Annotated in this window: 20 protein-coding genes; 13 read left to right on the top strand and 7 right to left on the bottom strand. The window is 69.9% G+C overall.

Annotated features, from left to right (window positions below; translation table 11 throughout):
• Positions 1 to 119 precede the first annotated feature (119 nt).
• Complete coding sequence (locus ACFWZ2_RS19675; protein ID WP_384547278.1) at positions 120 to 638, bottom strand: DUF4245 domain-containing protein; 519 nt, start codon at positions 636 to 638, stop codon at positions 120 to 122.
• Between the two features lie 177 nt (positions 639 to 815).
• On the opposite strand from ACFWZ2_RS19675, the gene glpX reads away from it, so the two are divergent.
• The gene (glpX, locus tag ACFWZ2_RS19670; RefSeq protein WP_384547276.1) at positions 816 to 1,847 is read left to right on the top strand and encodes a class II fructose-bisphosphatase; all 1,032 of its coding nucleotides are present in this window, start codon (positions 816 to 818) and stop codon (positions 1,845 to 1,847) included.
• A gap of 144 nt (positions 1,848 to 1,991) precedes the next feature.
• Here glpX and ACFWZ2_RS19665 read toward each other — a convergent pair whose 3' ends face one another.
• Together ACFWZ2_RS19665 and ACFWZ2_RS19660 are read right to left on the bottom strand one after the other, a co-directional pair.
• Positions 1,992 to 2,366, bottom strand: a complete 375-nt coding sequence (locus tag ACFWZ2_RS19665; RefSeq protein WP_384547274.1) for a WhiB family transcriptional regulator — start codon at positions 2,364 to 2,366, stop codon at positions 1,992 to 1,994.
• Between the two features lie 125 nt (positions 2,367 to 2,491).
• Positions 2,492 to 3,178, bottom strand: coding sequence for a DUF1707 domain-containing protein (locus ACFWZ2_RS19660; protein WP_384547273.1), 687 nt, complete (start codon positions 3,176 to 3,178; stop codon positions 2,492 to 2,494).
• Positions 3,179 to 3,324: 146 nt separating this feature from the next.
• On the opposite strand from ACFWZ2_RS19660, the gene ACFWZ2_RS19655 reads away from it, so the two are divergent.
• From ACFWZ2_RS19655 to ACFWZ2_RS19645, 3 genes are all read left to right on the top strand, one after another.
• The gene (locus ACFWZ2_RS19655) at positions 3,325 to 5,001 is read left to right on the top strand and encodes a fumarate hydratase (RefSeq protein WP_384547271.1); all 1,677 of its coding nucleotides are present in this window, start codon (positions 3,325 to 3,327) and stop codon (positions 4,999 to 5,001) included.
• A gap of 100 nt (positions 5,002 to 5,101) precedes the next feature.
• Positions 5,102 to 5,836, top strand: coding sequence for a hypothetical protein (locus tag ACFWZ2_RS19650; RefSeq protein WP_384547269.1), 735 nt, complete (start codon positions 5,102 to 5,104; stop codon positions 5,834 to 5,836).
• Complete coding sequence (locus tag ACFWZ2_RS19645) at positions 5,829 to 7,166, top strand: hypothetical protein (RefSeq protein WP_384547267.1); 1,338 nt, start codon at positions 5,829 to 5,831, stop codon at positions 7,164 to 7,166. The genes ACFWZ2_RS19650 and ACFWZ2_RS19645 overlap by 8 nt, the downstream gene beginning before the upstream one ends.
• Positions 7,167 to 7,190: 24 nt before the next feature.
• On the opposite strand, the gene ACFWZ2_RS19640 is transcribed toward ACFWZ2_RS19645, so the two are convergent.
• Both ACFWZ2_RS19640 and ACFWZ2_RS19635 read right to left on the bottom strand, forming a co-directional pair.
• Positions 7,191 to 8,033: a trypsin-like serine peptidase gene (locus ACFWZ2_RS19640; RefSeq protein ID WP_384547266.1), complete on the bottom strand. Its 843-nt coding sequence runs from the start codon at positions 8,031 to 8,033 to the stop codon at positions 7,191 to 7,193.
• Between the two features lie 16 nt (positions 8,034 to 8,049).
• Positions 8,050 to 9,585, bottom strand: coding sequence for a ricin-type beta-trefoil lectin domain protein (locus ACFWZ2_RS19635; protein ID WP_384547264.1), 1,536 nt, complete (start codon positions 9,583 to 9,585; stop codon positions 8,050 to 8,052).
• Positions 9,586 to 9,707: 122 nt separating this feature from the next.
• Between ACFWZ2_RS19635 and ACFWZ2_RS19630 the strand changes: the two genes are divergently transcribed.
• From ACFWZ2_RS19630 to ACFWZ2_RS19615, 4 genes are all read left to right on the top strand, one after another.
• Positions 9,708 to 11,120, top strand: a complete 1,413-nt coding sequence (locus ACFWZ2_RS19630) for a class II fumarate hydratase (RefSeq protein ID WP_384547262.1) — start codon at positions 9,708 to 9,710, stop codon at positions 11,118 to 11,120.
• Positions 11,121 to 11,175: 55 nt separating this feature from the next.
• Positions 11,176 to 11,859 carry a DUF402 domain-containing protein gene (locus tag ACFWZ2_RS19625; RefSeq protein ID WP_384547260.1) on the top strand — a complete coding sequence of 228 codons (684 nt, stop codon included), beginning with the start codon at positions 11,176 to 11,178 and terminating at the stop codon, positions 11,857 to 11,859.
• 116 nt (positions 11,860 to 11,975) lie between these two features.
• Positions 11,976 to 12,656 carry a methyltransferase domain-containing protein gene (locus ACFWZ2_RS19620; RefSeq protein WP_384547258.1) on the top strand — a complete coding sequence of 227 codons (681 nt, stop codon included), beginning with the start codon at positions 11,976 to 11,978 and terminating at the stop codon, positions 12,654 to 12,656.
• 62 nt (positions 12,657 to 12,718) lie between these two features.
• Positions 12,719 to 14,791, top strand: a complete 2,073-nt coding sequence (locus tag ACFWZ2_RS19615; RefSeq protein WP_384547257.1) for a SpoIIE family protein phosphatase — start codon at positions 12,719 to 12,721, stop codon at positions 14,789 to 14,791.
• 131 nt (positions 14,792 to 14,922) lie between these two features.
• Here ACFWZ2_RS19615 and ACFWZ2_RS19610 read toward each other — a convergent pair whose 3' ends face one another.
• Complete coding sequence (locus ACFWZ2_RS19610; protein WP_384547255.1) at positions 14,923 to 17,181, bottom strand: transglycosylase domain-containing protein; 2,259 nt, start codon at positions 17,179 to 17,181, stop codon at positions 14,923 to 14,925.
• 238 nt (positions 17,182 to 17,419) lie between these two features.
• On the opposite strand from ACFWZ2_RS19610, the gene ACFWZ2_RS19605 reads away from it, so the two are divergent.
• From ACFWZ2_RS19605 to ACFWZ2_RS19595, 3 genes are read left to right on the top strand one after another with little or no spacing between them, the layout of a single operon-like run.
• Entirely contained in the window at positions 17,420 to 17,947 is a 528-nt protein-coding gene (locus tag ACFWZ2_RS19605; RefSeq protein WP_384547253.1) for a PadR family transcriptional regulator, read from the top strand.
• On the top strand, positions 17,944 to 18,630 hold the full coding sequence (locus tag ACFWZ2_RS19600) for an ABC transporter ATP-binding protein (protein ID WP_384547251.1): 687 nt from the start codon (positions 17,944 to 17,946) through the stop codon (positions 18,628 to 18,630). Before ACFWZ2_RS19605 ends, ACFWZ2_RS19600 begins: the two co-directional genes overlap by 4 nt.
• Positions 18,627 to 21,038, top strand: coding sequence for an FtsX-like permease family protein (locus ACFWZ2_RS19595; protein WP_384547250.1), 2,412 nt, complete (start codon positions 18,627 to 18,629; stop codon positions 21,036 to 21,038). The genes ACFWZ2_RS19600 and ACFWZ2_RS19595 overlap by 4 nt, the downstream gene beginning before the upstream one ends.
• A gap of 39 nt (positions 21,039 to 21,077) precedes the next feature.
• Here ACFWZ2_RS19595 and ACFWZ2_RS19590 read toward each other — a convergent pair whose 3' ends face one another.
• Complete coding sequence (locus ACFWZ2_RS19590) at positions 21,078 to 22,031, bottom strand: LysR substrate-binding domain-containing protein (RefSeq protein ID WP_384547248.1); 954 nt, start codon at positions 22,029 to 22,031, stop codon at positions 21,078 to 21,080.
• 158 nt (positions 22,032 to 22,189) lie between these two features.
• On the opposite strand from ACFWZ2_RS19590, the gene ACFWZ2_RS19585 reads away from it, so the two are divergent.
• A complete protein-coding gene (locus tag ACFWZ2_RS19585) occupies positions 22,190 to 22,744 on the top strand; it encodes a peroxiredoxin (RefSeq protein WP_384547246.1) in 555 nt (184 codons plus the stop codon).
• 15 nt (positions 22,745 to 22,759) lie between these two features.
• Positions 22,760 to 23,293, top strand: a complete 534-nt coding sequence (locus ACFWZ2_RS19580) for an alkyl hydroperoxide reductase (RefSeq protein WP_384547244.1) — start codon at positions 22,760 to 22,762, stop codon at positions 23,291 to 23,293.
• The last annotated feature ends 18 nt before the right edge of the window (positions 23,294 to 23,311 follow it).

The following is a 23,311-nucleotide window of genomic DNA, read 5'->3' as shown; positions in this document are numbered from 1 at the left end:
CGCCCCCCGCGCCTGGCATACCACGTGGTCGACACCCCCGTCTGCGCCACCCCGCAAGCGACGCGACGGGCCCCCGGCACACCGCCGGGGGCCCTTCGCGCATTCCAGGTCGCGCCTGGTCAGGAGGTCTTCAGCGACTCCGCCATCTTCGTCAGCCGGTCGAACGACGCCGTGCCGAGGACGACCGTCGTGGCGCCCTTCTCGGTGCGCACCAGGGCGTCGTACGTCTCACCCTCGTAGCGCTGCCACTCCTGGCCGCCGATCTCCTCGGTGGCCTTGGTGCACTTGGCTTCCTTGGTGACGTTCTCGATGAACCTGGCGGGCTTCTCCGTGGACTGCTTGATCGCCACGTACTCGTCGTCCGGGTCGAGGAAGCCGAGGTGCCAGCTGTCGTGCTCGTCGCCCTTGTACCGCACCGACGTCGCCTTCCAGGCCTTGGAGAGCCCCTCGGGCGCCACCACCGGATAGGGCGCGGCGCGGCGGGCCGTCAGGAGTTCCACGCGGTAGTCCTTGCGCTCCACGGGACTCTTGGAGTCGTCATGCGGGATGAAGATGTAGATCACGCCCGCGACGAGAGCGATCACCACCAACGACCACAGCATGTTCTTGACGGTCTGGTTGCCTTGTCTTCCTGCCACGCGCCCCATGGTCTCAGGCCCCGCTCGGGCACCTTTCCCCGGTACCTCCCCCTACGCGCCCCCTCCGCCCGGTCCGCTCATGCGTGGGGCCCCCTGCTCATTTTGTCGACCTGCAGATAGAGTCGTTCACAATCCCTCATCCGGCCGTCGTCGTATCAAGCAGAAAGGTGCGCTCCGATGACCGAGCATCATCTTCCGTCCGAGCTCGAGGTCTCCCCCGAGGCTCCCGACCGCAACCTCGCCCTGGAGCTCGTCCGGGTCACCGAGGCCGCCGCCATGGCCGCGGGCCGCTGGGTCGGCCGCGGCGACAAGATCGGCGCGGACGGCGCCGCAGTCAGGGCCATGCGGACCCTCGTCTCCACCGTCTCGATGAACGGCGTCGTCGTCATCGGCGAGGGCGAGAAGGACGAAGCCCCGATGCTCTTCAACGGAGAGCGCATCGGTGACGGCACCGGTGCCGAGGTCGACATCGCCGTCGACCCGATCGACGGCACGACGCTGACCGCCAAGGGCATGCCGAACGCGATCGCCGTGCTCGCCGCCACCGACCGCGGCGCCATGTTCGACCCGTCCGCGGTCTTCTACATGGACAAGCTGGTCACCGGCCCCGAGGCCGCGGACTACGTGGACATCAACGCGCCCGCGTCGGTCAACATCCGCCGCGTCGCCAAGGCCAAGAACTCCTCGCCCGAGGACGTCACGGTCATGATCCTGGACCGCCCCCGCCACGAGGGCATCGTCAAGGAGATCCGCGAGACCGGCGCGCGCATCAAGTTCATCTCGGACGGCGACGTCGCGGGCTCGATCATGGCGGTCCGCGAGGGCACCGGCGTCGACCTGCTCATGGGCGTCGGCGGCACCCCCGAGGGCATCATCTCGGCCTGTGCCATCAAGTGCCTGGGCGGTGTGATCCAGGGCAAGCTGTGGCCCAAGGACGACGCCGAGCGCCAGCGCGCCATCGACGCGGGCCACGACCTGGACCGCACGCTCTCGACGGACGACCTGGTCCGCGGGGACAACGTCTTCTTCGTCGCGACCGGCATCACCGACGGCGAGCTGCTGCAGGGCGTGCGCTACCGCGCGGCGACCGCGTCGACGTCCTCGCTGGTCATGCGCTCCAAGTCGGGCACGATCCGCAAGATCGACTCCGACCACCGGCTCTCGAAGCTGCGCGCGTACAGCGCGATCGACTTCGACCGCGCCAAGTAGTCCGACCGCGCCACGTAGTCCGGCCGCGCCGAGCGGTTCGACCGGACCGAGCAGTTTCGGCCGGAGCATGCCGAAGGGGGCGTCCCGTGCGGGGGACGCCCCCTTTCGGCATGTGCGGTCCGGTCGCGGCCGCCGTCCCCCCACCTATCCCGCGGCGGCGACCCCCGCCGTGTGCGCCGCCTTCTTCAGCTCCAGGTCGCGCCTGCGGCGGCGGGCCAGGACCACGCGGCGCTCGGCGGCGGTGAGGCCGCCCCACACCCCGTACGGCTCGGGCTGCAGCAGGGCGTGTTCGCGGCACTCGACCATCACGGGACAGCGGGCACAGACCCGCTTCGCCGCCTCCTCGCGGGAGAGCCGGGCCGCGGTCGGCTCCTTGGACGGGGCGAAGAACAGTCCGGCTTCGTCTCGGCGGCACACGGCTTCCGTGTGCCACGGGGCGTCATCGTTCCGATCCCGCACTGGCCCCCGCTGGACCGGAACAGCGGCGACCTGCAGGGACTGATGCGACGGTTGCAGCACGGTCTACTCCTGACGACGGCTTCGCGAGCGAGAGACGATGCACGAAGCTCTACCCGCTGTGTACGCGCCTATGCACTGAGTTCCGATGTACGGAAGTTCAGACTTCCCGCGTGGCGCGCGCGCCGTCAGTGCCCGAGGTGCTTGCGCAGCTGCTTGTGCAGGTCGCGGACGAGCCTGCCGCGCTTGGGGCGCGCCTCGATGCTGCCGAGGACCGCGCAGCCGTCCACGAAGACGACCGGGGCGTCCTGCTCGGCGGAGTCGAGGGTGTCCACCTCGAAGTTCCCGAGGACGCCCGTGCCGCTGCCGCGCAGCGAGACGTTCTCCGGGACGCGGACCTCGATCGAGCCGAAGACCGCGACGGCCTTGATGACCACCTGGCGCTGCTCGAAGATCGCCTCGCTGAGGTCGATCTCGACGCTGCCGAAGATCGCGTACGCATGGGTGCGGCGGCCCACGCGCCAGCGGCCCTTGCGGACGCTGCTGCTGAGCACCGCGACCAGATTCTCGTCGGCGACCGGCGGGACGGCGCCGGGGGACGGCCTGGAGGGGGCGGGATCGGGGGCGCGGCCCGCGGTGGGCGCGGCGTCGTGCGCCGCGGGCAAGTCCCTGACCAGCGGCTCCAGTTCGGCCATGGTCTTGGCGCGGTAGACCCCGTCGATCCGCTCCGCGTGCTCCTCGGCGGTGAGGCGGCCCTCGGCGAGGGCCTCGCGGAGGATGTCCGCCGTGCGGTCCCTGTCGGCGTCGGAGGCGCGCAGCGCCCCCGGCCCTTCGGCGGCGGGAGCGGGCTGCGGGAGGCGCTTTTCGAGGTCCACCCCAGCAGCGTACCCAAACGCGATAGATCGCGACTACCCCTACTGAGCCTTACCTCACAGGATCCGTCCGCTTCGCGCGCTCTACGCTGGTTGGCGCGTCGCCAATGGAGGCCGCGCCGCCGTCTGCCGAGTGAGGAATGGCCGTAATGCCAGAGTTTGCGTACTCCGATCTGCTCCCGCTGGGAGAGGACACCACCCCGTACCGGCTGGTGACCGCCGAGGGTGTCTCCACCTTCGAGGCCGACGGGCGGACGTTCCTCAAGGTCGATCCGGAGGCGCTGCGCAAGCTCGCCGCCGAGGCGATCCACGACATCCAGCACTATCTGCGGCCCGCGCACCTGGCCCAGCTGCGGCGCATCATCGACGACCCGGAGGCGTCGGGCAACGACAAGTTCGTGGCACTCGACCTGCTCAAGAACGCGAACATCGCGGCGGCGGGCGTGCTCCCGATGTGCCAGGACACCGGCACCGCGATCGTCATGGGCAAGCGCGGCCAGAACGTCCTCACGGAGGGCGGCGACGAGGAGGCCCTCTCCCGGGGCATCTACGACGCGTACACGAAGCTCAATCTCCGCTACTCCCAGATGGCCCCGCTGACCATGTGGGAGGAGAAGAACACCGGCTCCAACCTGCCGGCCCAGATCGAGCTGTACGCGACCGACGGCGGCGCCTACAAGTTCCTCTTCATGGCCAAGGGCGGCGGCTCCGCCAACAAGTCCTTCCTGTACCAGGAAACGAAGGCGGTCCTGAACGAGGCCTCCATGATGAAGTTCCTGGAGGAGAAGATCCGCTCCCTGGGGACGGCCGCGTGCCCGCCGTACCACCTCGCGATCGTCGTCGGCGGCACGAGCGCCGAGTTCGCCCTGAAGACCGCGAAGTACGCCTCCGCGCACTACCTGGACGAGCTGCCCGCCGAGGGCTCGCCGACCGGGCACGGCTTCCGGGACAAGGAGCTGGAGGAGAAGGTCTTCGAGCTGACGCAGAAGATCGGCATCGGCGCGCAGTTCGGCGGCAAGTACTTCTGCCACGACGTGCGCGTGGTGCGGCTGCCCCGGCACGGCGCCTCGCTGCCCGTCGCGATCGCCGTGTCCTGCTCGGCCGACCGCCAGGCCACCGCGAAGATCACCGCGGAGGGCGTCTTCCTGGAGCAGCTGGAGACGGACCCGGCGCGCTTCCTGCCGGAGACGACGGACGAGACCCTCAACAAGGACGCCGAGGCCTCGGACGTCGTCAGGATCGACCTCAACCAGCCGATGGACGACATCCTCGCCGAGCTCACCAAGCACCCGGTGAAGACCCGGCTCTCCCTCAACGGCCCGCTCGTCGTGGCCCGCGACATCGCGCACGCCAAGATCAAGGAGCGGCTCGACGCGGGCGAGGAGATGCCGCAGTACCTGAAGGACCACCCGGTGTACTACGCCGGTCCCGCCAAGACGCCCGAGGGTTACGCGTCCGGCTCCTTCGGGCCGACCACGGCCGGGCGCATGGACTCCTACGTGGAGCAGTTCCAGGCCGCGGGCGGCTCCAAGGTCATGCTCGCCAAGGGCAACCGGAGCAAGCAGGTCACCGACGCGTGCGACACGCACGGCGGCTTCTACCTCGGCTCGATCGGCGGCCCCGCCGCGCGCCTCGCGCAGGACTGCATCAAGAAGGTCGAGGTCGTCGAGTACGAGGAGCTCGGCATGGAGGCGGTCTGGAAGATCGAGGTCGAGGACTTCCCCGCCTTCATCGTGGTCGACGACAAGGGCAACGACTTCTTCCAGAACCCGGCGCCCGAGCCGACGTTCACGCACATCCCGGTGCGCGGGCCCGGCCTGGCGTAACAGCGGCGCACCACCCGGGCGTCCATGGCGCCTCCCCCTTACAGGTCACCCTCCGCAGTCTCCGATTGCGGAGGGTGACCGTGTATCTGAGGGTGGAGCCATGTTCCGTAAGCAGGCCCTGACCTCCGCCCTCAGCGCCGCCCTGTGCGGCACGCTCGCCCTCGTCCCCGCCGCGTCCGCCGCGCCCAGGGAACCGACGCCGCCGCCCCAGGCGTCCGCCCCGGTGCTTCCGCCGCTGCCCTCGCTGCCGTCGGCGCCGACGACGCCGCAGCCGTGGACCTGGCCCGGCACCTCGCCGTCACCGACGACCGAGCCGACGCCGAAGCCCAGCACCCCGCTCACCATCAAGGAGGACCCGCGCCGTGACCGCGAGCGGCTCGCCCAGAGCTGGCGGACCATCGGCAAGTTCGGCGGCGCCTCCGGTTCGACCGCGGACCTCGCCGGCATCGTCCTGGGCGGCGAGAGGGACGAGAAGAAGCTCGACGTGTCCGTGGCCGAGGCCAACAAGAGCCTCGACAACCTCCTCGCGATCATCCCGGGCGGTTCGCTGAGCCGCGCGAAGGCCAGGGGGCACGACATCAGGTCCACGGTCGAGCTGCTCAAGGCGGACAACCGCGCCTTCAAAGAGGCGGGGGTGCGCGGGGACGTGGCGGCCATCTTCTTCCAGTCCGCCTGGGCGATGGTGCACCTGTCCCTGCTCGCCTTCGACATCTTCTTCGGGCTCGGCCTGAGCTTCGCGCAGGCATTCCTGCCGTTCCCGCTCCCGGACTTCAAGCTCCCCGAGTTCAAGATGCCCGAGCCACCCAAGCCACCGGCAAAGAAGAACCATGGCTGACCAGCGCCTGAAGCGGAAGCGGGTGTGGCCAAGCCTCCTGGCGCGCGTCAATCTGGTCCTGCTCGCGCTCTGCGCCGCGGCTACGGTCGTCTTCGCGATCCGCTACTTCGGCGCGGACGGCGCGCCCGCGGGGCACACCGAGCGTTCCGGCTGGGCGCCGCTGATCGCGAGCGTCGTCCTGCTGCTGCTGTTCCTGTCCATCGCGCTGCTCAAGCCGTTCCGGCTGTCCGGCAGGCGGTGCGCGCTGGTCTCGGCGATCGCCTCGGTCCTCTTCGCGCTCGGCATCGGCACGGTCTGGCAGATCGTCTCGCACGACCGCGTCACGGACACGATCGTGGGCACGCCGCTCATGGACGACCAGGACAGCCGGACGTATCTGAGGAAGCTGCTGCCCGGGGTGAAGATCCGGGAGATTCCCACCGGGGTCTTCATCCAGGGCGCCAAGTTCACCGACCCGCAGGAGGTCGAGGTCAGCGGATATGTCTGGCAGCGCTATCCGAAAGGCATGCCCGAGAAGGACATGGGCGTCGTCTTCCCCGAGGCGCCCGACGGATACACGCTCGACGAGGCGTACGACACCGTGAACACCTCCGGGCAGCGGCTGAAGGGCTGGCATTTCAATCTCACCCTGCGCCAGCACTTCAACTACCAGAAATACCCGCTGGACAAGCAGAACATCTGGCTGCGCCTGTGGACGAACGCCGCCTTCACCAATGACGTGCTCGTCCCCGACTTCGCGTCCTATCCGCCGTGGAAATACGGCGAGATCGGCCTCGACCAGGACATCGTGACCAGCGGCTGGGCGCCGTACTACACGGCGTGGAGCTACGGCCAGCACAACTACACGATGACGCAGGGCGTGACCGACTGGAACAAGCCGTTCGTCGCGGCGCCCGAGCTGTACTTCAACATCGGCATGGAGCGGAAGTGGGCGGGGCCGCTGACCGGGCGGCTCCTGCAGTCCTTCTTCATCGCGGCCATCATGTTCCTGGCGCTCTTCGTCTATACGAAGGACGACACCCGCAATCCACGCTTCGGGTTCTCCACGTGGACGGCGATCTCCTTCGCGGTGACGTTGCTCCTTGTCGTGGTCGTGGACCAGACGCAGATCCGGGAGATCGCGGGCGATACGTCGCTGACGTATCTGGAGTACTTCGCGATCGCCCAGTACATCGTGATCATGGGGATTTTCGCCAACGCGATCCTGATCGGTTCCGAGACCAAGATCCGGGCACTGGAGTGGAAGGACAACTTGCTGCCGACGCTGCTCTATTGGCCGGTGCTGATCGGGTTGTTCTTCGCGTTCACGTTGTTCGTGTTCGCGACGTGACGCCGCGGGCACTCCCTCGGCGCGCTACTTCAACTGCTCCGCATGCTGATGCAGTTCGCGCGCCGTCCCCTCGAACATCGCCCCCCACGCCACGTTCTCCAGACCCGGCTCCTTGGGGCGGGCGCTGGTGACGCCCACCTGGACGTCCTTGCCGTCGGCGGTGCGCGCGTACCAGGGGCCGCCGCTCGCGCCGTTGGTCATGCGGCACGGTGTGAGCTGCTCGCCGCCGACGAGGCGGTTGTCGTTCACGGGAGTCGTGGGGCCCGAGCAGTACTGGAGGGTCTCGCCGTCGTACGGCTTCACGAAGGGGTAGCCGAGGGCGGTCTTCTCGCCGGGGACAGGGGCGAAGGACGCCGGGCGGCCGCCGGTGACGTTCTGCACGGAGCGGCCCTGCTCGTCCGGGCCGAGGGTGACGAAGGCGAAGTCGGCCTTGTGGTCCTCGCGTTCGGACCAGGCGGGGGCGATGGCCACGGACTTCGCGACATAGGTGCCGTAGGGGCGGGTGCCCTTGTCGTACGCGGGGGCGAAGAGCAGCTTCTTCATCCAGCCGCCGACCGCCTGGAGGTGCACGCAGTGCCCTGCGGTGGCGATCACGCTGCGGTTGGCGGCCTCGACGACGGCCGCGGTGCAGGTGGCCTTCTTGCCGCCGGGAATCTCCATGAAGAGGCGGCCCACATTGCGTACGGACTCGGTGCCGTACGTCCAGGAGACGCCGTCCGGATGAGGGTCGTCGGAGGCGGCCACGGCCTCCGCCATGGCCTCGGGGGTCCAGTACGCGCGTATCTCGTCCTGCGAGGCGCCTGCGGGGGTGGTGACCGGGGTCGCGGCGACGAGTGCCGCCGCGACCACGGAGAGTGCTGAGATCATGCTCCGAACGTAAGGCCTACGCGAACCGCTGGCTCGGCGAGCCGTTGCACTTCTGGAGCGTCAGCGGCTCCTTCGGTGCGGCGAGCCCCAGGCAGAGGCCGGTGTCGGCGGCCGGGCGCAGGGTCCCCGATTGGCGTACGAACTTCTGGTTGGCGCCGCCGTGGCAGTTCCAGAGAGTGACTGCGGTGCCTTCCTTGGCGCTGCCGGGGACGTCCAGGCAGCGGTCCTGGGTCAGGCCGGTGTGCAGCGACTGCTGAGCGCCGTCGTACCACCAGGTCTGATTGCGGTTGCCCGTGCAGTCCCAGCCCTGGACCTTGGTGCCGTTGCGGCTCTTGGACGCGTCGACGTCCACGCAGGTCCGGGTCCCCTCGTTCGTCAGGGGCCGGTACGCGTCGTCCCAGGCGCCCGGGTACAGCTTCGCGCTGCCCGTGCTCGCCGGGTCGGCGCAACTGCCCTCCCGCTGGCCCGAGTTGTAGAGCTGGGTGAGGCAGGACGCGAACGCGGCGTGGCCGCGGGCGTTCGGGTGGAAGGACTGGCGCACCGAATTGGAGTCCGGCGGGAAGGGGTTGGACAGGTCGATGTAGAGACCGCGCGCCCAGGTGTCCTCCATGCAGACCTCGTGGCCGTGGAAGAGGCGGGAGTTGTCGAGGTAGGTGGCGCCCGCGTTCTTGGCGGCCTTGCGCATGCCGGTGGCGAAGGTCGGCACCGCGTAGTTGCGGCCCCACTCGGTGTCGGAGTCGTAGCCGAGTCCGCCGCAGGCCAGCTTGCCGGGGAAGGAGGGGTTGTCGCGGAAGTCCGGGCCGATCGGGCTCGGGTACCCCATGGCGACGAGCTTGTAGTCGCCCTCCTGGTAGCCGGCGTCCTTCATGACGGTCTTCAGGTCGCGGATGGACTGCTCGACCTTGGGCACGAGGCCGTCGACGCGCGCCTGCCAGCCGTCGTTGTACTTGCCCGCGCACGCGCCCTGGCTGAGCAGATAGCGGGTGACGCAGTCCGTCATCACCCCGGAGAAGTCGAGGTCGTCGTTGGCGCCGATGACGAGCAGAATCGTCTTGATCTTTGTGTTTCGGGCCTTGATCGCGAGGTTGTCGCTCTGCACCAGCTCGTCGGCGTACTGCTTCTGGCCGCCGATCCTGATGTTGGCGGTCTGCGCCCCCGAGCAGGCGACGTTGTACGTCACGTCGGCCGGGATGCCGGTGCGGTGGATCGCGGCGTCCGGCGAGCGGTGGCACCAGTTGTCGGGGCCGTCCGTGCCGGGTTCGTACGTGCCGACGCCCTCGCCGGAGATCTCGCTGTCGCCGAGCGAGATCAGGCCGGTCTTGCGGTCGGCCATCGGGCGCTCGGCGGGGCTGCCGTAGAGCTTGGTGGCCTCGTCCGCCCGGATCTTCTCCAGGTCGGGCGGCAGCGGCGTGGCCGCGGGCGCCTTCGCCCCGGTCCCGTCCGCCGCCTGGGCGGGTACCGCCGCCGCCGTGCCGAGCACGGCCGTCATCGCGACCGCTGCCGCGAACGAACATCGCAGCCGGCCCCGTCCGCTGCGTCTGATGCGCTTCATTGCGCCTCCCCGGTGTGGTGTTACCCAGGGTTTTTACTGGTGAGTAGCAGGCTTGGGAATACCTGGAACAAGACAAGTGCTCAACTTTTTAACGGGGTTGAACGGAGAGGTAGGTTCAGGGCATGACCAGCGACGCCAGCGACGACCGCACCGGCGAGTACCGGATCGAGCACGACTCCATGGGCGAGGTACGGGTCCCCGCGCACGCCAAATGGCGTGCCCAGACCCAGCGCGCGGTGGAGAACTTCCCCATCTCGGGGCAGACCCTGGAGCGCGCGCACATCGCCGCCCTCGCACAGATCAAGGCGGCCGCCGCCAAGGTCAACGCGGGGCTCGGGGTGCTCGACAAGGACGTCGCCGACGCCATCGCGGACGCGGCCGCCGAGGTCGCCGAAGGCCGCTGGGACGCACACTTCCCCGTCGACGTCTTCCAGACCGGCTCCGGCACCTCGTCCAACATGAACACCAACGAGGTCCTCGCCACCCTCGCCACCGAACGGCTCGGCCGCGACGTCCACCCCAACGACCACGTCAACGCCTCGCAGTCCTCGAACGACGTCTTCCCGTCCTCGATCCACATCGCGGCGACGGGCGCGGTCACCGGCGACCTCATCCCCGCCCTGGAGCACCTCGCCGCCTCCCTGGAGCGCAAGGCCGAGGAGTTCGCGGACGTCGTGAAGTCCGGTCGTACGCATCTGATGGACGCGACGCCGGTGACGCTCGGCCAGGAGTTCGGCGGGTACGCGGCGCAGGTGCGGTACGGCGTCGAGCGGCTGCGCGCCTCGCTCCCCCGCCTCGCCGAACTCCCCCTCGGCGGCACCGCCGTGGGCACCGGCATCAACACCCCGCCCGGCTTCTCCGCCGCCGTCATCGCCGAGGTCGCACGGGCCACGGGGCTGCCCCTGACCGAGGCCCGCGACCACTTCGAGGCGCAGGGCGCGCGGGACGGCATCGTCGAGACGAGCGGGCAGCTGCGGACGGTCGGCGTCGGGCTCACGAAGATCGCCAACGACCTGCGGTGGATGGCTTCGGGGCCGCGGACGGGGCTCGCGGAGATCAACCTGCCGGATCTGCAGCCCGGTTCGTCGATCATGCCCGGGAAGGTCAATCCGGTCATCCCGGAGGCGGCCCTGATGGTCGCGGCGCAGGTCACGGGCAACGACGCGACGGTCGCCGCGGCGGGCGCCGCGGGCAACTTCGAGCTCAACGTGATGCTGCCGGTCATCGCCAAGAACGTCCTGGAGTCGATCCGGCTGCTTGCCAACGTGTCCCGGCTGCTCGCCGACCGGACCGTCGACGGGATCACCGCGAACCGGGAGCGGGCCCGTGAGTACGCCGAGTCCTCGCCGTCCGTCGTGACGCCGCTGAACAAGTACATCGGGTACGAAGAGGCGGCGAAGGTGGCGAAGAAGTCCCTCGCCGAGCGGAAGACCATCCGTGAGGTGGTCCTTGAGGGCGGGTACGTCGACCGGGGCGATCTCTCCCTGGAGCAACTGGACGAGGCCCTGGACGTCCTGCGCATGACGCACCCTTGATCGCCCGCCCCCTCGGCACGATTGCCCCCCGCGGGGCGGCGTCTAATATCTGTTCATGACAGACCTCGACGGGAAGACGGCAGGCGACGGAGTGGACCGGTGGGCGCCCGGGGACCACATTCTCTGGCGGTACCGGGAGAATGCCGGGCGCCGCTTCCATATCTGTCGGCCCGTCACCGTCGTGCAGGACAGCGCCGAACTGCTCGCCGTGTGGATGGCGCCGGGCACCGAGTGCGTCAAGCCGGTGCTCGCCGACGGCACGTCCCCGCACCACGAGCCGCTCGCCACCCGGTACACGAAGCCGCGGTCCCTGCGCAGGGACCGCTGGTCCGGCGCCGGCGTCCTGAAGCTCGCGCGCCCCGACGAACCGTGGTCGGTGTGGCTGTTCTGGGAGCCGGGCTGGGCGTTCAAGAACTGGTACGTGAACCTGGAGGAGCCACGCACCCGTTGGGATGGTGGTGTCGACTCCGAGGATCACTTTCTGGACATCTCCGTACGGCCGGACCGGAGCTGGCGCTGGCACGACGAGGACGAGTTCGCGCAGGCTCTTCGAGTGGGTCTGATGGACACCGGGAAGGCCGCTGACGTCCGTGCCGCGGGCCGGGCGGCCCTTGACGTGATCGATGCCTGGGGGGCACCGTTTTCGGACGGCTGGCAGCACTGGCGTCCCGATCCGTCCTGGGTCGTACCGTCCCTGCCGGATGACTGGGACCGTACGCCCGCGCATGTGTCCTCATGAGACCCTTGATGCGCCCCCGTGGTTCAAACGTAGGATCGTCCTCCGCAAGGGCGCACAGCAGTAACTCGGTGGGTCTGCACGGTGCCTGACAGGAAGTCATCGAGGGGCGGCAGAACGTGAGCGAGGACCGCAGGGGCCAGGCCGAGGCCTTTGACGCCATCGGGCAGCACTACGACGACGCCTTCCCGCACAAGGAGGGCCAGTTGGCCGCCGGACGCCGGCTGGTCGACGCGCTGCCGCCCGGCTCCCGCGTCCTCGACGTGGGCTGCGGCACGGGCCTGCCCACCGCGCTCCAGCTGGCCGACGCGGGCCACACCGTGCTCGGTACGGACATCTCGTCGGGCATGCTCGACCTGGCGCAAAAGAACGTCCCCATGGCCGAGTTCCGGCAGCTCGACATCGCCGGTCTCAGGGCCGAAGGGCCTGACGCGGTCGGCCGGTTCGATGCCGTCGCGTGCTTCTTTGCGCTGCTGATGCTCCCGCGCACGGAGATCCCCGGGGCACTGCGGCGGCTGCACGGACTGCTGCACCCCGGCGGCCTGATGGAGCTGTCCATGGTCGAGGCCGATCTGGACGACGCGGCAATTCCGTTCCTGGGGCACGCGATCCGGGTATCGGGTTACCTGCGGGACGAACTGCGGCAGGTCGTACGGGACGCGGGCTTCGAGATCACCGGCGAGGACACGTACGCGTACGCCCCCGCAACCACCGACGCGTCCCCAAGGTCTCAGCTTCGTTCGAGCAGGGGAGGCCCCATCCCCGAGCACCAGATCTTTCTGCACTGCCGACGCGGCTGAGCGACGTGCAACGCTGGACGGCGCGCACGGCGCGCAGCCCCGGACGGACGGATTCGAAACGCGTGACGGAGCACCTCACCCCCCACGAGGGTCGCAAGGCACCAGGTGCCGGGACGACCGCCCCCGCGGACCCGCGCGGGGCGCTGCTGCGTTCCCCCGAGACGCCGGAGAGCGGGGGCGCCGCCGCCTTACCGGCACAGGCACGCACGGGCGACGCGCCCTCGGGAGCCCCGATGACGTCAGGTGACGAGCACTCCCAGTCCCCCGCCGCCGAGCCCGACCCGCACCGGCCGCGCCCCGAGCCCGAGGGCGTCCCACCGCTGCCCGCGGCAGCTTCTGCGGGCCCGCCGGACGGCGAGGAGCGGCGCAGCGGGCAGCCACGCCCGCCGGGCACGGGCCCCGCGGCGATGCGGCGCGACGGCGACCGGCTGCGCTATGTGGGCGCGGCGACCCGGCGCATCGCGCGCGGCATCGACCTCGACGAGATCGTGATGGGCCTGTGCCGGGCGACGGTGCCGACGTTCTCGGACGCGATCCTGGTCTATCTGCGCGACCCGCTGCCGGTCGGTGACGAGCGGCCCACCGGACCGCTCGTGCTCCGGCTGCGCCGCACCGACCGGCTCCGTTCCATCGACGGGACCTTCGAGGACCCGGACACCGAGAGCGGCGGCACGCTGCCCGCGCTGCAGGTCGTGCAGCCCGACATCACCGACGTCATGTCGACCGCCGAGCTGTGCGAGGTGCGTCCCGGCGGCGCCCTCGCGGAGGTCCTGCGAGGCGTACGCCCCGTCTTCGCGGACTCGGCGGCGGCGCGCGCCGCGCTGCCCGAACTGCTCGGCGAGGGGCGCACGGTGCCGTCCGGGCAGCGGGCGATCCTCGCGCCGCTGCGGGGCAGGCGCCGGGTGATCGGCGCCGCGGTGTTCCTGCGCCGCCCCGACCGGCCCGCGTTCGAGGCGGACGATCTGCTCGTCGCGGCGCAGCTGGCCACGCACAGCGCGCTCGGCATCGACAAGGCCGTCCTGTACGGCCGCGAGGCGTACATCGCCGACGAGCTGCAGCGCACGATGCTGCCCGAGACGCTGCCGCGCCCGACCGGAGTGCGGCTCGCCTCGCGCTATCTCCCGGCGGCCGAGACGGCCCGGGTGGGCGGCGACTGGTACGACGCGATCCCGCTGCCCGGCAGCCGCGTCGCGCTTGTCGTGGGCGATGTCATGGGGCACTCCATGACATCGGCGGCGATCATGGGCCAACTGCGCACGACGGCACAGACGTTGGCCGGGCTCGACCTGCCGCCCCAGGAGGTCCTGCACCATCTGGACGAGCAGGCCCAGCGGCTCGGTTCGGACCGCATGGCGACCTGCCTGTACGCGGTGTACGACCCGGTCTCGCACCGCATCACCATCGCCAACGCCGGTCACCCGCCGCCCGTCCTGCTCCACCTGGGCGGCCGCGCCGAGGTGCTCCGGGTGCCGCCGGGCGCCCCGATCGGCGTGGGCGGCGTGGACTTCGAGGCGGTGGAGCTGGACGCCCCCGCGGGCGCGACGCTGCTCCTGTACACGGACGGGCTCGTCGAGTCCCGGCTCCGCGACGTGTGGACCGGCATAGAGCAGCTGCGTGAACGTCTCGCCGCCACCGCCCAGTTGACCGGACCCGACCACCCGCCGCCGCTGGAGGCACTCTGCGACGAGGTGCTCGACATGCTCGGTCCTGGCGACCGGGACGACGACATCGCGCTGCTCGCCGCCCGCTTCGACGGCATCGCGCCCAGCGACGTCGCGTACTGGTTCCTGGAACCGGAGGACGCGACGCCGTCCCGTGCGCGCCGCCTCGCCCGCAGCGCCCTCGCGCGCTGGGGCCTCGAAGATCTGACGGACTCGGTGGAGCTGCTGGTCAGCGAGGTCGTCACCAACGCCGTCCGGTACGCGTCACGGCCGATCACGCTGCGGCTGCTCCGCACCGACGTACTGCGCTGCGAGGTCGGCGACGACGTCCCGCAGCTGCCGCGGCTCCGGCAGGCGCGGGCGACGGACGAGGGCGGTCGCGGGCTGTACCTGGTCAACAAGATGGCGCGGCGCTGGGGCGCCACGCGGCTGAGCACGGGAAAGGTGGTCTGGTTCGAACTGAACCGGAACTAGGGATCCCGGTCGAGAGCGGCGAACACGCACCGGCTGTCGGCGCGACCGCCGCTCGACGCCCGTGAAGACGACCAAGGCGCCCGGCCCCCTCTTCGGGGTGCCGGGCGCCTCGGTGTGCCGTGGTGGGGCCGTCAGTCCCTGCCGGGTCTGCCGTCCTCAGGATCCTCGGGGATCCCGACCGAACCGGTCGGATCCGGTTCGCCGGTGGTCGGTGTCGTCGTCGGCTCGTCCGTCGGCGTCGGCTCGTCCGTCGGGGTCGGCTCGTCCGTCGGGGTCGGCTTCGTGGTCGGCGTCGGCTTCGTCGACGGCTTGTCGTCCGGCTTCGACGGCTCGTCCGTGGGCTCCCTCGGCGCCTGCGTCGTCGGCTCCGGGGGCGGCGCGACGGCCGCGCCCATGTCCGTGTCGAGGTCGAACCGGCTCGGCGCACCCATCGCGTCGAACGTGTACGCCGCCCAGATCTCGGCGGGGAAGCCCGAGCCGTTGACGCGCGGGAAGCCGCCCGCGCCCTTCATCGACACCTGCTTGTGCTGCTCGGCGGTGCCCTGGGCGCCCTCGCCGAACAGGCCGACGGAGGTGACCAGCTTGGGCGTGTAGCCGGTGAACCAGGCCGACTTGTTGTCGTCGGAGGTACCGGTCTTGCCCGCGATGTCCTGCGAGGCGTTGCGCACCGCGCGCCCCGTGCCGTCGTCGACCACGCCGGTCAGGACCGAGGTGATCGAGTCGGCGGTGCCGCGCTTGACGACCTGCTCGCCGATCGGGTCCGGCAGGTCGACCGTGCGGTCCTTGTGCTCGACGGAGGCGACCAGGGCCGGGGTGACCTTCTTGCCGTGGTTGTCGAGCGTGGCGTAGACGCCCGCCATCTCCAGCGGGCTCGCGCCCATGGAGCCGAGGGTCTGCGCGGGCACGGCGGGCAGGCCCTTGACGTCCATGCCGAGCTTGCCCGCCGTCTCCATCACCTCGGGCATACCGACGTCGACGCCCATCTGCGCGAAGACGGAGTTGACGGACTTGTTCATCGCCTTCTGGACGGTGACGGGGCCGTAGCTGACGTCGTCCTCGTTCGGCGGGGCGAAGGCGACGTCGCTGCCCTTGACCGGGCGCTCGCTGGTGCCGTCGTAGATGGTGCCCGCGGTGATCGGCTTGCCGTCCTGCGTCTTGGCGCCGTTCTCCAGGGCCGCGGCGAGGATCAGCGGCTTGAACGTGGAGGCGTTCTGGTAGTCGCGGCGGGTGGCGTTGTTCGTGTAGTGCTTCACGTAGTCCTCGCCGCCGTACATGGCGAGCACCTTGCCCGTCTTGGGGTCGACGGACGCGGCGCCCGCCTGGACCCGGGCGTCCGCCTTGCTCTTCTTGCGGTCGAGCTTGTCGTTCAGCTTCGCGTCGACGGCCTTTTCGAGCTGCTTCTGCTTCTTGGGGTCGATGTTCAGCGTGACGGTGTAGCCGCCGGCCTCGAACTCGGCCTCGCTGAGGCCGCTGTTGCGCAGGACCTCGCGCTTGGCCTCCTCCACGAGGTAGCCGATCTGGCCCTCGCGGCCGGGCGGGGCCTTGGGGTCCTCGGGCGTGGGGAACTTCAGTCCTGCGCGCTTGCCGGAGTCCAGCCACCCCTCCTCGACCATGTTGTCGAGGACGTAGTTCCAGCGCTGCTTCACCAGCTTCTTGCCGGTCGGCGACGCGACCGCCCAGTCGTACTGGCTGGGGGCCTGGAGCAGGGCGGCGAGGTAGGCGCCCTGGTCCACCTTCAGGTCCTTGGCGTCGACGCCGTAGTACGCCTGGGCGGCGGCCTGGATGCCGTAGGCGCTGCGGCCGTAGTAGCTGGTGTTGATGTAGCCCGCGAGGATGTCGTCCTTGCTCTTCTCGCGGTCCACCTTCAGCGAGATGACCAGTTCCTTCAGCTTGCGGCTGACCGTCTGGTCCTGGCTGAGGTAGTAGTTCTTCACGTACTGCTGGGTGATCGTCGAGCCACCCTGCTTGCCCTTGCCGGTCACCGTGTTGATCAGACCGCGGGCGGTGCCCTTGAAGTCGACGCCCTCGTCCTTGTAGAAGGACTTGTTCTCGGCGGCGACGAAGGTCTTCTGGACGTCCTCGGGGACCTTGTCCAGGTCGACGATCTCGCGGTTCACGTCTCCCGTGCGGGCGATGACCTGGCCGTTGCTGTACTTGTAGACGTTGCTCTGCTTCTTCGCCGCGGCATTGCCCTCGGGTATGTCCACCACGAGGTACAGGATCACGAATCCGAGCATGCCCAGCAGGATGAACCCGAAGAACGTCCCGAGGATCTTCTTCCAGGTGAAGAAGCGGCGTATGCCGGTGCGCTTGCCGCCGCCGGACGGGCGCCCGCGCGCTGCCCGGCGGGCACCGCGCTGCCGCGCTTGTCGTTCTTCGGCTCGGCCCATGACTGAGAGTGCTCCGCTTCCGTCTAGTCCTCATGCGTACGTCGAGTCAGCTCATGAAGCTAACACCGCACCTTGGGGCAAACTCCTGCCGATCCGGTCTTTTCCGGACGTGACAATGAGCACCTGTCCCGATGAAACCGACGAACGCGAGGCTCAGAAGGTTGCCCGGACGCCGAACCTGTGAGCTCTAAACCGGGCGTATACACACCACGTATACACACCGTGTACAGTGCTCCGCATGTCCATCGGTCACACCCTTCTGGGACTCCTCGAGTCGGGCCCCCGGCACGGCTACGACCTCAAGCGCGCCTTCGACGAGAAGTTCGGGCACGACAAGCCGCTGCACTACGGGCAGGTCTACTCGACCATGTCCCGGCTGCTGAAGAACGGCCTCGTCGAGGTCGACGGCATAGAGGCGGGCGGCGGCCCCGAACGCAAGCGGTACGCGATCACCGAGGCCGGCATCACCGACGTCCAGCAGTGGCTCGCCACCCCGGAGAAGCCGGAGCCCTACCTCCAGTCGACGCTCTACACCAAGGTCGTCCTGGCGCTCCTCACCGGCCGCGACGCCGCCGAACTCCTCGACGTCCAGCGCGCCGAGCACCTGCGCCTGATGCGCATACTCACCGACCGCAAGCGCAAGGGCGACCTCGCCGACCAGCTCATCTGCGATCACGCGCTCTTCCATCTCGAAGCCGATCTGCGCTGGCTCGAACTGGCCACCGCACGCCTCGGCAAGCTCGCCCAGGAGGTGCGCTCCGCATGACCCCCGCAGGCTCTCTCCTCATAGCCGACGGACTCCGCAAGGTCTACGGCCCCACGACCGCGCTCGACGACGCGGAGTTCTCCATCCACCCCGGCGAGGTCGTCGCCGTCATGGGCCCCTCCGGCTCGGGCAAGTCGACCCTGCTGCACTGTCTCGCCGGCATCGTGAGGCCCGACGCGGGCACCATCACGTACGGCGGCCGTGAACTGACCGGCATGTCCGACGCCGAGCTGAGCGCCCTGCGCCGCAGCGAGTTCGGATTCGTCTTCCAGTTCGGCCAGCTCGTCCCCGAGCTGACCTGTGTGGAGAACGTCGCCCTTCCGCTGCGCATGAACGGCGTCAAGCGCAAGGCCGCCGAGGCCACCGCGCTCACCTGGATGGAGCGGCTCGACGTCGCCGATGTGCACGCCAAGCGGCCCGGCGAGGTCTCCGGCGGCCAGGGCCAGCGCGTCGCCGTGGCCCGCTCGCTCGCCACGAGCCCGCGCGTGATCTTCGCCGACGAGCCGACCGGCGCCCTGGACTCGCTGAACGGCGAGCGCGTCATGGAGATGCTCACCGACGCCGCCCGGTCCACCAACGCGGCCGTCGTCCTGGTCACCCACGAGACCCGGGTCGCCGCCTACTCGGACCGCGAGATCGTCGTCCGCGACGGCAAGTCCCGTGACATGGAGCGGGCCGCATGAGCGACACCCAGGTGCGCCCCCGGCCTCCCGTCGAGACGCAGGCGCCCGTGGCCCCGACCGGAGCCGCCGCCTGGATGCGCGATCTGGGCATGGGCGTACGGTTCGCGGCGGGCGGCGGCCGCGAGGGCTGGATCCGCACGATCCTGACCGCCGTCGGCGTCGGCCTCGGCGTCGCCCTGCTGCTCGGCGCGGCCTCCGTGCCCAACCTGCTCCAGAACCGCGACGACCGGCAGGTCGCCCGCACCCCGCAGTCCGACCTCGGCGACAAGCCGCTCAAGGCGACCGATGCGACGCTGGTGATGCGCAACACCGGCACCACCTTCCACGGGAAGAGCGCCACCGGTCTCTTCGTGCGCGCCGAAGGAAAGACCCCGGTGCTGCCGCCGGGGCTCGACAAGATCCCGGCGCCCGGCGAGATGGTCGTCTCACCCGCGCTGCGCGACCTCCTCGACGACCCGGCGAACAAGCTGTTCAAGGAGCGCTTCAGCGGCTTCCGCGTGACCGGCACCATCGGTGAGGCGGGCCTCGTCTCGCCGCTGGAGCTCTTCTACTACGCGGGAACCGACAAGATCAGCGCGTCGGGCACCAGCTACCGCGTCGAGGCCTTCGGGCAGGACAACTCGCTGCCCCTCGACCCGTTCCTGATGGCGCTCGTCGTCCTGATCTGCGTCGTGCTGCTCACCCCTGTGGTGATCTTCATCGGTACGGCCGTGCGGTTCGGCGGCGACCGGCGCGACCGGCGCCTCGCGGCCCTGCGCCTGGTCGGCGCGGACGCCCGCGCGGTGCGCAGGATCGCGGCGGGGGAGGCACTGTTCGGCGCGGTCCTCGGGCTCGCCGCGGGCGCCGTCTTCTTCCTGCTGCTCCGTGAACTCGTGGGCGTGGTCGACCTGACGAACGTCAGCGCCTACCCGTCCGACATGGTGCCGTCGCCCGGCCTGGTCGCGCTGGTGGCGGTGGCCGTGCCGGTGTCCGCGGTCCTGGTGACGCTGCTCTCGCTGCGCTCGGTCGCCATCGAACCGCTCGGCGTCTTCCGCGGCACCAAGCAGCGCAAGCGCCGTCTGTGGTGGCGCCTCGTGCTGCCGGTCCTCGGCATCGGCATCCTGCTCTTCTCCGGCCGCATCGACCCCGACCTGGGCAACGAAGCGGTCAACGTGACGGCGATCGCGGTGGGTTCGGCGCTCGCCCTGATCGGACTCAGCGCGCTGCTTCCCTGGCTCGTCGAGGCCGTCGTGGGACGGCTGCGCGGCGGTCCGGTGCCCTGGCAGCTCGCCGTCCGCAGGCTGCAGTTGACCACGGGTACGGCGTCCCGCGCGGTCAGCGGGATCACCGTCGCGGTGGCGGGCGCGGTGGCGCTGCAGATGATGTTCGCGTCCATGCACGACGACTTCAACCAGGTCACCGGGCAGGACACCACGCGTGCCCAGCTCACGGTCCGCAGCGGCACCGGCAGCGGCCCGCTCGCCCAGCGGATGACCGACGACTTCGCGAAGACCGAGGGCGTCACGAAGGTCATCGGCACCGTGCAGGCGTTCGTCACCCGGCCCGGCGGCAAGAAGGTCAACGACATGACGCCGACCACGGAGCTGACCATCGGCACCTGCGCGACCCTGCGCGAGCTGGCGAACATCGGCTCCTGCAAGGACGGCGACACCTTCGTCTCGCACACCGGCAGCCGGGAGCAGAACAAGTGGCTGGACGAGACGGCACGCCCCGGCAAGCCGATCAACATCGGGCCCGACCCCGACTTCAACAAGGGCGCGAAGCCGGTCCTGTGGACGCTGCCGAAGAGCTCGCCCACCGTCCAGGCCAGGACCAACCCGTCCGGCAGGAAGATCGACGGCATCCTCGCCACGCCGAGCGCCGTCGACATCGAGAAGCTGGACGACTCGTCGACGACCTCCTGGGTCAAGCTCGACCCGAAGGTGCCGGACGCCGAGGAGCACGTGCGCAACGCGGCGGCCCGCATCAGTCCGTTCCTCGGCGTCGACTCGCTGAAGGCGGTCGACCGCGACAAGCAGTACGCGTCCATCTCACGCGGTCTGCAGATCGGCGCGAGCGCCACGATGGCGCTGATCGCGGCATCCATGCTGGTGTCGATGATCGAGCAACTGCGGGAGCGCAAGCGCCTGTTGGCGGTCCTCACCGCGTTCGGCACGCGCCGCTCGTCGATGGCGTGGTCGCTCCTGTGGCAGACGGCACTCCCGGTCGCCCTGGGCCTCGCCCTCGCGATCGCCGGTGGCCTCGGCCTCGGTGTGGTCATGACGCGCATGATCGACAAGAGCGTCACCGACTGGTGGTCGTTCGTGCCGCTGACGGCCGCGGGCGCGGCGATGGTCGCGATCGTGACCCTGCTCAGCCTGCCGCCGCTGCGCCGCATGATGCGCCCGGACGGCCTGCGCACGGAGTAGGTCCGCGCCCGAAGGGGCGCGGGGCACGCCGGTGCGGGATCACACGACCCGCACCGGCAACGGCCGTACCGCCTCCTGGAGTGCGCGCGCCAGCTCCTCGTACTCGGCGGCCCGCGCCGCCCCCGTCCGCATCGCGAGCGCGATCCGCCGGGTCGGCGCGGGATCCGCGAAGTACCCGGTGAGCAGCTGGTTGGAGCGGCTGGTCTCCACCCGCACCGCGGTACGCGGAAGAAGCGTCACCCCGAGCCCCCCGGCGACCAGTTGGACAAGGGTGGAAAGACCCGCGGCGGTCGTGGTGACGGGAGCGTCCGCACGGCCCGCCTCGCGGCAGATGTCGAGCGCCTGGTCGCGCAGGCAGTGCCCCTCGTCGAGCAGCAGCAGGTTCAGCTCCTTGAGCGCGTCGCGCGGGATGCCCTCGCGGCCGCCGAGCCAGTGGTCGAGCGGCGTGACGAGCACGAAGTCCTCGTCGAAGAGCGGCAGTTCGGTGATGCCCGGCACGCCGAGCGGCACCGCGAGGAGGAGCAGGTCGAGCCGTCCCGCGGCGAGCCCTTCCAGGAGCGAGGAGGTCTGCTCCTCGTGCACCTGGAGGTCCAGGTCCGGGTAGCGCTCGTGGACCAGGGTGATCACCGTCGGCAGCAGATAGGGCGCCACGGTCGGGATCACGCCGAGGCGCAGCGCCCCGGTGAACGGCGCACGGACCGCGTCGGCCTCCTCCATCAGCGCGCCGACCTCGTCGAGCACCGCCTTGGTGCGCACCGCGAGCCGCTCCCCCGCGGGCGAGAGCAGCACCTTGCGCGTCGTACGCTCCAGGAGCGTCACCCCGAGGACCTCCTCAAGGGCGGAGACGGCGCCGGAGAGCGCGGGCTGGCTCATGCCGATCGCGGCGGCCGCGTCCCGGAAGTGCAGGTGTTCCGCGACGGCGGCGAAGGCCCGCAGCTGGGCGAGGCTCGGCTGCCGTGCGCCTCTCTTGGTGACGGCCTTGGGGGTGGCCACGGGCACTCCTCTATATGACGGTGACTGATAGCTGGAACCGATCAACATGACCCACTCTAGCTATTTCCCTAATCAATGCACCCTGTGCCACCATCGACACCAGTCCAACCCCACAGGAAACTCCCCAAAAGGGATTTTCTTTGCTGCAAGGAGAGCGCGTGCTCACTGTCGGTGACAAGTTCCCCGAGTTCGACCTGACTGCTTGTGTCTCGCTGGAGGCGGGCAAGGAGTTCGAGCAGATCAACCACAAGACCTACGAGGGCAAGTGGAAGATCGTCTTCGCGTGGCCCAAGGACTTCACCTTCGTGTGCCCGACCGAGATCGCGGCCTTCGGCAAGCTGAACGACGAGTTCGCCGACCGTGACGCCCAGATCCTCGGCTTCTCCGGCGACTCCGAGTTCGTGCACCACGCCTGGCGCAAGGACCACCCGGACCTGACGGACCTGCCCTTCCCGATGCTGGCCGACTCGAAGCACGAGCTCATGCGTGACCTCGGCATCGAGGGCGAGGACGGCTTCGCGCAGCGCGCCGTCTTCATCGTCGACCAGAACAACGAGATCCAGTTCACGATGGTGACCGCCGGTTCCGTGGGCCGTAACCCCAAGGAGGTCCTCCGGGTCCTCGACGCCCTGCAGACCGACGAGCTCTGCCCCTGCAACTGGAGCAAGGGCGACGAGACCCTCGACCCGGTCGCGCTGCTCTCGGGCGAGTGAACGGAGCCTTCTGACATGGCACTCGACGAACTGAAGTCCGCCATACCGGACTACGCCAAGGACCTCCGCCTGAACCTGGGCTCGGTCATCGGCAACAGCGACCTGCCGCAGCAGCAGCTGTGGGGCACCGTGCTCGCCTGCGCGATCGCGTCCCGCTCCCCGAAGGTGCTGCGCGAGCTGGAGCCCGAGGCGAAGGCGAACCTCTCCCCCGAGGCGTACACGGCCGCCAAGTCGGCCGCCGCCATCATGGCGATGAACAACGTCTTCTACCGCACGCGTCACCTGCTCTCCGACCCGGAGTACGGGACGATGCGCGCCGGTCTGCGGATGAACGTCATCGGCAACCCGGGTGTCGAGAAGGTCGACTTCGAGCTGTGGTCCCTCGCGGTCTCCGCGATCAACGGCTGCGGCCAGTGCCTGGACTCGCACGAGCAGGTCCTGCGCAAGGCCGGCGTCGACCGCGAGACGATCCAGGAGGCCGTCAAGGTCGCCTCGGTCATCCAGGCGGTCGGCGTGACGCTGGACTCCGAGGCGCACCTCGCCGAGTAGTTCGCGTACGCACGCGCA

It is taken from the genome of Streptomyces sp. NPDC059002 (assembly GCF_042740435.1).
GTDB lineage: Bacteria > Actinomycetota > Actinomycetes > Streptomycetales > Streptomycetaceae > Streptomyces.
Note: the sequence above shows the minus strand (reverse complement) of the source record. Positions and strands in the feature narration are given on the sequence as shown.

Bases quoted from the DNA above. Each gene is read 5' to 3' on its own strand.
- glpX (WP_384547276.1), top strand. From the start codon at position 816: ATGACCGAGCATCATCTTCCGTCCGAGCTCGAGGTCTCCCCCGAGGCT.
- ACFWZ2_RS19655 (WP_384547271.1), top strand. From the start codon at position 3,325: ATGCCAGAGTTTGCGTACTCCGATCTGCTCCCGCTGGGAGAGGACACC.
- ACFWZ2_RS19650 (WP_384547269.1), top strand. From the start codon at position 5,102: ATGTTCCGTAAGCAGGCCCTGACCTCCGCCCTCAGCGCCGCCCTGTGC.
- ACFWZ2_RS19645 (WP_384547267.1), top strand. From the start codon at position 5,829: ATGGCTGACCAGCGCCTGAAGCGGAAGCGGGTGTGGCCAAGCCTCCTG.
- ACFWZ2_RS19640 (WP_384547266.1), bottom strand. From the start codon at position 8,033: ATGATCTCAGCACTCTCCGTGGTCGCGGCGGCACTCGTCGCCGCGACC.
- ACFWZ2_RS19635 (WP_384547264.1), bottom strand. From the start codon at position 9,585: ATGAAGCGCATCAGACGCAGCGGACGGGGCCGGCTGCGATGTTCGTTC.
- ACFWZ2_RS19630 (WP_384547262.1), top strand. From the start codon at position 9,708: ATGACCAGCGACGCCAGCGACGACCGCACCGGCGAGTACCGGATCGAG.
- ACFWZ2_RS19625 (WP_384547260.1), top strand. From the start codon at position 11,176: ATGACAGACCTCGACGGGAAGACGGCAGGCGACGGAGTGGACCGGTGG.
- ACFWZ2_RS19610 (WP_384547255.1), bottom strand. From the start codon at position 17,181: ATGGGCCGAGCCGAAGAACGACAAGCGCGGCAGCGCGGTGCCCGCCGG.
- ACFWZ2_RS19605 (WP_384547253.1), top strand. From the start codon at position 17,420: ATGTCCATCGGTCACACCCTTCTGGGACTCCTCGAGTCGGGCCCCCGG.
- ACFWZ2_RS19600 (WP_384547251.1), top strand. From the start codon at position 17,944: ATGACCCCCGCAGGCTCTCTCCTCATAGCCGACGGACTCCGCAAGGTC.
- ACFWZ2_RS19595 (WP_384547250.1), top strand. From the start codon at position 18,627: ATGAGCGACACCCAGGTGCGCCCCCGGCCTCCCGTCGAGACGCAGGCG.
- ACFWZ2_RS19580 (WP_384547244.1), top strand. From the start codon at position 22,760: ATGGCACTCGACGAACTGAAGTCCGCCATACCGGACTACGCCAAGGAC.